The sequence below is a fragment of the Rhodobacter sp. NTK016B genome (assembly GCF_017303295.1).
Taxonomy (GTDB): domain Bacteria; phylum Pseudomonadota; class Alphaproteobacteria; order Rhodobacterales; family Rhodobacteraceae; genus Pararhodobacter.
Window position 1 is genome coordinate 1 of the sequence record NZ_JAFKOK010000034.1, and the last position, 8,697, is coordinate 8,697.

Annotated in this window: 11 protein-coding genes and 1 pseudogene; all 12 read right to left on the reverse strand. The window is 65.9% G+C overall.

Features of this window, described 5'->3' with window-relative positions; genetic code table 11:
- A pseudogene (locus JI664_RS23440) lies at positions 1-1,096 on the reverse strand (hypothetical protein); the annotation flags it as partial.
- Positions 1,097-1,296: 200 nt separating this feature from the next.
- Positions 1,297-1,608: a hypothetical protein gene (locus tag JI664_RS23445; protein ID WP_207016213.1), complete on the reverse strand. Its 312-nt coding sequence runs from the start codon at positions 1,606-1,608 to the stop codon at positions 1,297-1,299.
- A gap of 17 nt (positions 1,609-1,625) precedes the next feature.
- Positions 1,626-1,985, reverse strand: a complete 360-nt coding sequence (locus tag JI664_RS23450; RefSeq protein WP_207016214.1) for a hypothetical protein — start codon at positions 1,983-1,985, stop codon at positions 1,626-1,628.
- Positions 1,985-2,434 (reverse strand): hypothetical protein, encoded by a 450-nt coding sequence (locus JI664_RS23455; protein ID WP_207016215.1) that lies wholly within the window; start codon positions 2,432-2,434, stop codon positions 1,985-1,987. The genes JI664_RS23450 and JI664_RS23455 overlap by 1 nt, the downstream gene beginning before the upstream one ends.
- 17 nt (positions 2,435-2,451) lie before the next feature.
- A complete protein-coding gene (locus JI664_RS23460; RefSeq protein ID WP_207016216.1) occupies positions 2,452-2,895 on the reverse strand; it encodes a hypothetical protein in 444 nt (147 codons plus the stop codon).
- On the reverse strand, positions 2,895-3,245 hold the full coding sequence (locus tag JI664_RS23465; protein WP_207016217.1) for a hypothetical protein: 351 nt from the start codon (positions 3,243-3,245) through the stop codon (positions 2,895-2,897). The genes JI664_RS23460 and JI664_RS23465 overlap by 1 nt, the downstream gene beginning before the upstream one ends.
- 35 nt (positions 3,246-3,280) lie before the next feature.
- Positions 3,281-3,604, reverse strand: coding sequence for a head-tail joining protein (locus JI664_RS23470; protein WP_207016218.1), 324 nt, complete (start codon positions 3,602-3,604; stop codon positions 3,281-3,283).
- The gene (locus JI664_RS23475; protein WP_207016219.1) at positions 3,604-3,954 is read right to left on the reverse strand and encodes a DUF2190 family protein; all 351 of its coding nucleotides are present in this window, start codon (positions 3,952-3,954) and stop codon (positions 3,604-3,606) included. Before JI664_RS23475 ends, JI664_RS23470 begins: the two co-directional genes overlap by 1 nt.
- Before the next feature lie 77 nt (positions 3,955-4,031).
- The gene (locus JI664_RS23480; protein WP_207016220.1) at positions 4,032-6,092 is read right to left on the reverse strand and encodes a head maturation protease, ClpP-related; all 2,061 of its coding nucleotides are present in this window, start codon (positions 6,090-6,092) and stop codon (positions 4,032-4,034) included.
- Positions 6,082-7,566 (reverse strand): phage portal protein, encoded by a 1,485-nt coding sequence (locus JI664_RS23485; RefSeq protein ID WP_207016221.1) that lies wholly within the window; start codon positions 7,564-7,566, stop codon positions 6,082-6,084. The genes JI664_RS23480 and JI664_RS23485 overlap by 11 nt, the downstream gene beginning before the upstream one ends.
- On the reverse strand, positions 7,566-7,766 hold the full coding sequence (locus JI664_RS23490) for a phage head-tail joining protein (RefSeq protein WP_207016222.1): 201 nt from the start codon (positions 7,764-7,766) through the stop codon (positions 7,566-7,568). Before JI664_RS23490 ends, JI664_RS23485 begins: the two co-directional genes overlap by 1 nt.
- On the reverse strand, positions 7,763-8,697 hold a 935-nt coding region (locus JI664_RS23495; RefSeq protein ID WP_207016223.1), incomplete at its 5' end, for a terminase gpA endonuclease subunit. The genes JI664_RS23495 and JI664_RS23490, both read right to left, overlap by 4 nt.

The window sequence follows — 8,697 nt, forward strand, 5'->3', positions numbered from 1 at the left end:
TTCGCATGTCGACATCGCCAGGGAGGATCGGACCGTTCGGGTCGAGCGGTTGCCCTGTGTCCATCGGCAGAGAGGCCGTAACGGTTGCTGCTTGGCTCGCTGCCCGCGAGAGGGCGCCCGTCAACGTATTGATCCGCCCAATCAGGCCTTCCAGGCTGACGCCATCCATGTTTTCGAACTGCCGGATCATCGCGGAGATCCTGTCTTCCACGAGTTCAGCTTCAGCGCGGAACTCTTCTGCGCTGATTGTCTGAGCTGCCCAGCGTTCCTGAAGCGAATCCATCTCGCGGATCAGACCACGAAGGACCTGTTCCGCGCCGATCTCCCCGGATTGCCGCAGCGCCGTCAGGAAATAGTCGAGCTCGGGCCGCGCATCGGTGATCGCGTTCTGCACCTCGGCATAGGCGATGGCGATCTCTGTCAGGCCTTCGCGAACCTCTTCAATCCGTTCCACATCTTCGGGTGACGCCGTCAGATGCTCGAAGAAATCGTCGCCGAGGATCGCGCGGGCGCGCTCCAGCGTCCCGAACATGTTCTCCAGCGCGTCGACCGAGGTCTCGATCCCGCCGGCGAACACCGCAACCGTGGCAGCTTGGAAGAATGTCCGGGCGCGATCGGTCAGCTCGGTGAACTTCTCATTCAGGATCGTGGCGCGGGAGATCACGTTCTGATCCAGCACAAGACCAAGATCGCGCGCACGTTGCATCGTGTCGGTGATCGCATGGGCACCCTGGTCGATCAGGGCAACGAAGCGCTCACCGCCCGCGCCGCCGAGCAGTTCGTCGAAGACGCGGATCTGCCCGGCTCGATCAAGGCTGCGCGCGCGGCGAATGATCTCCAGCATCATGTCGGACGGATCTTGCAGGCGCCGCGCTACTTCGTCCGCACTGAAACCCAGCCGCTGAAACGCCTCGGCTGCAGCGCCGCCGCCGGTCACGGCAAATTCGTCGCCGCGCAGCGACAGTTCCTTGAAGCCGTCAATCATCGCGTCGACAGGGATCCGCGCCTGCGTTGCGACATGCGTCCATTCCTGGAACTCTTCGACCGGAAGGCCCGCGCGCTGCGCCTCATCACCGATCTGCGCCACGTCGCGCATGATGTTGCGCACGACGATGGCGCCGGCCGTCACGGTCCCAAGCGCTGCAGACGCACCCAGAATCGGGCCGGTAAGCCCCCGCATGCCCTGCGCGATCGAGGCGGCAAAGCCCTGCGATTCCTGACGTGCGCCGCGCAGCTTGTTGCTGAACTCCGCAGAATCCAGGCCCAGCGTGGCGCGCAGCCGGCCAACAAATCCGCTCATGCCTGCCCCCGCAACCGGGCCCGGTATTCTTCCATCGAAATCGTCCCCAGCTTTTGTTTCATGCTTTCAAGCGCGCGGCTCTGCGCCTCTGGCGGCAGCGGCGCCTTCGGTCCTGATTCAAGGGCGCTCAGGAAATCGCGCAGATCATCGTGATTGGCGTGTGCGCCGATCCACGCTGCGGTCGTGGCGTCCGACAGGGCGCGCAAGCGCCGCTTTTCCGCACCGCGCAGCGCGCGCTGAATGCCGCGCGGGGTTTGCCCCCAGAACGCCCCCGGATCGAACCCCGCAGCGATCCACTCGACCGCCATGCGCTCGGCCCATTCCCTCAGTCCGCCGGGGGCGTCGGCTTTCCCGACGAGGTCTCGCCGTCTTCTTTCTCGGCCGAGCCACGGTTCAGCGCTTCGGACAGTCCCTTTCGCAGGGCCTCGCCATCCGTGCCAAGCAGATCACCGACATGACGAAGTGTCAGACCCGGGTGCTGATCTCTGGCGAAAGCCCAGACCAGCGCCCGGACCGCCGACACGGTCCCGCTGATACCTGCGTTCAGCAACTTCATCTCTTGCGTGGGGTTGAAGCCCGCGCGCGCCAGTTCGGCTTCGAACTCGCACAGGGGGTTTACCCCGGCGAGCAGGCGCAGTTCGCTGCCGTCGCGCAACGGCACCGCGACCAGATCAGGATTGCTCATCAGGCAGCGTTCGCGACCGTCGCCATGCAGCGCCAGGTGGCGCGCATCAGGATATTGCCCTTGAGGGTGCCGACGGGCTTGTAGTCCTTCAGGTACGCGACACAGGTGATGGTCTTGCCGCCGACACCCACTTCAAGCAGGTGCAGCTCTTTCATGGCGGTGGTGGCGTCCCGAGCGTTGAGTGCTGTCAGGGTCGTGTCGCCCGCCGAGCCGTCATCCAGGATCATGTCAACCGACCAATCGACCGCCGGCAGAAGGCCAGGGACGTTCTCTTCGGCAAAGCCGGGCGATTGCTGGTTGGTGATGTCGAGATCGCTCGGCATGCGATCCGGCCATTCGACATTCTGCAGGCCGGTCATCGGGGTCCAGGTGGGCGTGTCGCCACGGCCGACTCGGACGGTGTTGCCGTGCGCCAGTTTCGGGGTGATCGAATATGCGGGGGCGGGCATCGATTAGGTCCTTTCGCTCAGGGGATGTTGCGCGCGCGGATGGTCGACGCGCCGAAGGTCAGGGTCAGGGTCCCGACACGGGGCGAGCCCGAATCGGAAATGTCGATCGCCGATGAGATCAGGGCGACGTCGCGCGCCTCGGTCATCAGCGCGTCTTCGATCGGGCCGATCAGCGCCTCGGCCGCATCGTCCAGCGTGTCTTCGGCCTTTGACGTATCGTCGCCGGGGCAGGCGATCTTGACGACGACCACCGCGCGGAACTCCTGGCCGTCGCTGTCCTGTGCGACCGCCTCGCGCTGTTCGGTCGGGACAGCGATTCCGATTACCGGAAGCGCCGAAGGATCGAGCGCCTTAGACCATGCCGAGATCAGAGGACGCCCGGCCAGCAGCGGGAAATCGGCGGTAGCGGCGCTCACCGCGTCGATCAGATCGCGGCGCAGGGTCTTGCGCTGAATGCTCATCAGCGGTTCAGCAAAACGGCGACAAGGCCGGTGCCACTGTTGATCGCAATCTCGCCCTGCAGATAGGCGCTGATCGTGTCGAGCGGAATCGCCCGGACGGCCCCGGCGGCAATGGCGCCGACCGCATAGCCGCCCGAGACATCGATCGTGCCGACGCCGTCGCGCGTGACGCTGTCCGCGCCGTCGCCATCGATGACGGGCGAGATTGCGCCGGCTGTCGGGTTCCGGAGGATCAGAACCTGTCGCGAGTTCTGCACATAGGTGAAGCTATCATCCGTGCCGGTCAGCGTGGTCTCACTCACCAAGCGCTGGCCCGGGCCCGACATCGACGTTGCGGCAATGGTCGCCATTCAGATCACTCCTGTGAGGGGTTGGGCTCTGACGCTCACTCGGTCGTGTCTTCGAGTTCGCAGATCAGATGCGCGTCGGCAGCGGGGGATCCCTGCGGCCAGACATTGAGGACGCGCAGCGTGCCCTGCGCATCTTCGACCAGATCCCCGCGCTTTAGTTCGGGCACGAGGTCGCGCCGAACCCGCCAGGTCGGAGAGTTCACCAGCTCGTCGACACCGTCCGGGCCGATGGCCCGCACAGGCGTGCGGCGGATGATCGACTGGACCAGGCGAGCCTCACCGCCGGCCGGGGTATAGGGAACGGGCTCGCCCAGGACCGCAGCCGCGATCCCGGACAGCCCGTCAAAGAGCCGCGTCATCAGGCAGCGGCTGCCGGGGCCGAGCCGTTCAGGCGGACGCGGCCGGTGGCGCTGGGGTTGACCGCCGTGGCAAGGTTGGTGCCGATCAGCACGTTGCCGGTCGTGGTGGCCGTGGTGACGACGCCGGTGCCCGGGATCGCGTAGATCGGCAGGCCGACCGTGGCCCAGGCCTGCGCGGCGGTCTTGGCAAGGTCGAACACGCCCTCGGTGTCACATTCGACATCGGCGCCGGTCAGCGCATCGTGCTGCGCCACACCGGCAAGAAGCCCAACGACGACGAGCTCGCCGCTGAGAACGTCGCGGGGCGCCACCAGGGTGACAACCTTGCCCGGCTGGATGAAGTTCTTCATGGGTATCCCTTTCTGGCCTGAGCCATGGAAAAGGGGCGCCCGGCAGGCGCCCCGTTGCTGTCGTGCTGCGCGGGCGCTTACGCGCCGGCGTTCTTGTAGCCGCCCCGGAAGTCGATCGCGCCGACGCCGAAGTCATGCTCCAGGCTGAGGCGCATCCCCTGCATGCCGAAGGGTTCCTCCATGCGCGTGCGCGGCGCGGTCGCTCCTTCGAGATAGCCGTAGACGAAGTTCGGCAGGTCCGCCGGATCCGCGAAGAGATACCAGGCATTCCCGGTAATCTTGGCGGTGCCGATGACTTCCAGCGTGCCGGCGAACGGGTTGACGTTGCCCGCCTGCGCGGCCTGGATCGGCGCCACGACCTGCTGCGCTTCGGTCAGCTTGTCGGGGCCCACCAGCAGGATCGACGGAAGGATGCCAAGATCATGCCCGCCCAGCGTTTTCTGCTTCATCATGGCGGCACGCCCGACCGAAAGCGAAGCGACGGTGATGGCCGCAGCGGTGCCCGCTTTCGTGCCGTCGGTGGTATTGAACACCTTGCGGGAGGTTTCCAGAAGCGTCGGGCCGTCCGAGCCGCTGCCGCTGAGCAGCATCGCATAGAAGGTGCTGTCCTCGAACCGGGCAACCGCACGCCCTTGGTCGGCGATCATGTCGGCAATCGCGCCGATGTCGTCGTTGATCAGCGTCTGGCGCGAGATCGACAGCGCGATGCCGTAGGGCGCCAGAGCGACCGTTTCCGCCTTTTCCCCGATGGTGCCATACTTGATTTCGCCACCCTCGCCGACGGGCTGCAGGGTCGGGAAGTCCCCCGGGCGCACCTGCGGATGCGGGCGGAAGTCGCGGAAGGATTTCTGGCGCGCGATCCGGCGATAGGTCGGCGTGGCTTCGCGATACCGGCCTTCGAGTTCCTTGTTCAGTGCGTTCTGCAGCGCCAGCGGGAAATCGCTGGTCGTGTGCATCGCCATGAACACCTGTTCGCGGTCATAGGCGGTCCGCATCGGCCCCCGGTGGCCCGAGCTCATGGCCGCGAGTTCGACCAGCGACATTGCCATGAAGGGGCGGGCGCGGTCATCGGTGGGAGCCCGGCGACCGATCTGGGCGGCCAGTGCCTCGGTCATGCCGGCGCGACGGGTGTCGCGCTCGTCGCGGGTGATCCGGGCGGTGGAACCGCCGGGCTTGTGCTTGGTCACGCTCGGTCCTTTCTCACGATAATGGGCGACCACGGCCGCCAGGGGGGTGCGGTCAGCGATGAACTGGCGCGCGGTCGCAACCGAGCCGCCATGCATCGCCACCAGGTCGAGGATCGCGACGGAATCCGCGCCAGCCTCGTCGTCGTCTTCTTCGTCGCCCTCGTCTTCCGCTTCGGTCTGATCGTCTTCTTCGTCGTCGATCATGGTCGCGTCGGTCTCGTCCTCGCCGGATTCGGTGGCGAGGATCTCGTCTTCGTCATCGGCCATCTCGGCCGCGTTGGTTTTCGGCATGGGTGCCTCCTTCGGGGTGGGCGCGGCGCCGCCGCGCATCATGGCCAGGACGGCCTTCTTCGTCGGGCCGCCAGCCCGGCTTCCCGACAGCAGCTGCTGTGGGGCTTTCTCGTAGACACGGTAGGGGAAGGCTGCGGCGGCTTTCGGAGCTTCTTCGAAGAGCGCATCAGCAAAGCCGGCGGCAATCGCCTCGTTGGGCGTGAACCAGGTCTCGGCCCGCATGATGTCGCGCGCCTCGTCGGCAGAGATCCCGGCGCGATCGGCGTAGATCTCCGCGTAGCCTTCGGATTGCCGCTGCAGGTAATCGGCGATGGCCCGGTGATCGTCCTCGGTGCCACGGCCCTCGGTCCAGCCCACGGCCGGATCGTGGATCATCAGCATCGTGCCTTCGCGCATGGTGATCGTGTCACCGGCCATCGCTACGAGGCTTGCGGCGCTCACGGCCACGCCGGTCACCACGATCGCAACCGCGCCCGGGTGATCCTTCAGCAAGTGGTAGATCGCAAGGCCGTCCGCTGCGATCCCCCCGCCCGAGTTCAGATAGACGGTCACATCGCCTTTGCCGGCCAGCTGCTCGCGAACCATCGTGGGCGTGAAATGCGGCTCATCCGGCCAGAAGGCCATGCCCACCGAGCCTTCGAGATAGATCTCACCGTTCATCGTCGTCTCCTGCTGTCTGGGGGTCCTTCGTGTCTTGTCCGCCGGCATCTGCCCGGGGCGCGGCGGTCGCCGCCTGCGTCGGCGCCTTCAGGACCGCAAGCCCGCGCCGGATCTGCTCATCGGCGGCAATTTCCGCGTCGATCTCTGCCGGTTCGTATCCGAGCTTGCGGATCTCGGCCGGGCGGCTCGAAAGCCCCGCCTCGATCTTCTGCACCGCGACCTGAGTTTCTGTCTTGGGATCTGCGATCAACGGCGGGGGCGGCGTGTGCTCGATCCGCGCGCGCATCAGTGCTGCCGTCATGCGTGGCTCGGCAAGCGACCAGGAACGCAGAAACCAATCCCCGATAGGCTGACACAGCCGAGGGATTACCAGCGTCCACTGCCAGCCTTCGACATTCTGACCCATCTCGATCCGACCGAGACGCGCTGACGAAAAATTGACGTTGCTCAGATCGCCGGTCAGCGCCTCGTAAGTGATGCCAAGCCCCGAGGCGATCCGGCGCAGGTGAACCCGTGCGAAGTCGTCATAGCCTGTCACGTCGGGAGGGTTCCCGAACACCACCTCGTCGTCTTCGCCGATCTGCTGGATCAGGCCGGGCGCCAGCTTTTTCGGGATGCCGCTGGCCGGGTCTTTCTTGTCCGTTTTCCAGAACGCCGCGAAACAGGCGGCAATCTTCTGGCGCATGAGCTGCGCCTCGTCGTTATCGGCAAGCGCAACGAGGTCCTCCAGAACGGGCGCAAGCCAGCTCACCCCCCGGCGCTGCCCCGGGCGATCCACGCGATAGAGGTGGATCACGCGGTCAGCGGGAACCCGAGACGATTCGAGCCCGCGCCAATCGGGGTGCCAGACCGCGCTGCCCGGGTGTTCGTCGTAGAGGTGATAGGCGACGACCCGTCCGGCGCGGTCATATTCGATCCCGTCATAGATCGAGTTTTCGTTTCCAGTGGTACGGGTCTGGACTCGGTCATCCAGGTAATCCGCTTCCAGCACCCGGAATTGCGCCATGCCGCCGGGCCCGGGCTCGCGGGGATAAATCACGAAGCACTCGCCGTCGATCACCATCGCGCGGACCGCAGTGCGGATCATCGCGGCAAGGGTCGATACGCCATCGGCATCGATGCGCGTGCTGTCAAGGATTCTGGCCTTGGCGGGCCAGGCCGAGCGCAGCGCCTCGTCGTCGCTGACCAGTTTCGGCTCGATACCCGTTCCGACGATCGCGTTGACGAGCGCCTGCACCGCTCGCTCGGCCGTGCCGTTGTTGCGGACCACGTCCCGGACAGACAGCGAAACGGCGCGGCGGGCAAGATCCGCGACAGCGTCCGCATCGCCCGAGGCCGGGCGGACCGAAGCGCTGCGCCGGGTGATCGTTGCCGAGCGGTAATGCGCCAGCGCCTGCAGGCCGGCGCGCGCCTGGGCACGCCGCAACCCGGCGCCGGGGCTGACAGCCGCGATGGCGCGGTCGAGAATGTTCATCACGGACGATCCACGAACTGCGGATAGTGCTGCAGGCTTGGCGCAGTCGGGCCGGCGAGCTCGGCTTCCATCTCGGCAAGGATAGAGCGCATCTCGGCCAACGAACGGAAGGTGACTTGCTCGTCACCGATCCGGACCTGCGAGGCACCCTTTGCGATCGCGCTTTTCAGCGCGGTGATGTCAGTCTGAGTATAGCTCACAGCCAATCGCTCCTGGAATCGTTCAACCAGCCGGCCTGCGGCTCGGTCGGCTCTTGCGCCGGGGCGGGGGCCGGCGACGGTGTTTCGGCTTTAGGTGTCTGTGGCATGGCTTGCTCAGACAGCGGGACGTAGGGCATCGCAGCATCGAACAGGTCGCCTTGACGTTCCGGCGGCGCGATGCCCCGTTCCATCTCCAGCTGGCCCCATTCCTCATCGGTCATCGCGGCCCATCTCTTCTTACGAGCTGCGGCCTCGGCATAGTTCATGGTGTCGAGGCATTCGTTGCGCCGCGACGGCTCGACCAGTTCCCATTTGGATGTCATCGCGCCCGAGGATGCGCGTTTCAGCACCCGGACCTCGGACGTGATCTGCCGGAAATACTCGTCGCCCAGTCCGGTCGCGAAAGAGACATAGCCGCGCCCGTCAGGGTCTTCCTTGGCCAACCAGCCGTAGAAGTCGGCCTTGAGCTGGCTCACGTTCACGACCCAGCGGCGCTTTTGCCGTTTCGCGACCCGCCCGTTTTCTTTCCGCGTCGATTGCGGCTGCAGGACCGGCCCGTTCGCGCTGCTGGCACCCTTCACCGTGATCACCCGGGTAAAGGGATGCGACTTGGCCCAATCGAGCACATCCGCCGTGAACGAACCCTCGTCAATGGCCATCATGTCGAGCTGGAGCTCCAGCCCCAGCGTCGTTCGCCAGGTCGATTTCAGCAGCGCGTTCAGCGCCGCACGGCCCTCTTCGTCACCGATGTAATGCGGGATCACCCGATGCTCGACGACCCAGCGCCGCAGGTTCTGGCCAAAAGCGACGATCGAGACTTCGATGCGGTCCCCTTGGCAATCGACGCCGGCGGTCAACAGGACGCCCGACGCGGGAACGCGGCCCAGCGGCAGCACCGTCTCGGGTTCTGCATTCTCGACGCGGTCGCGCA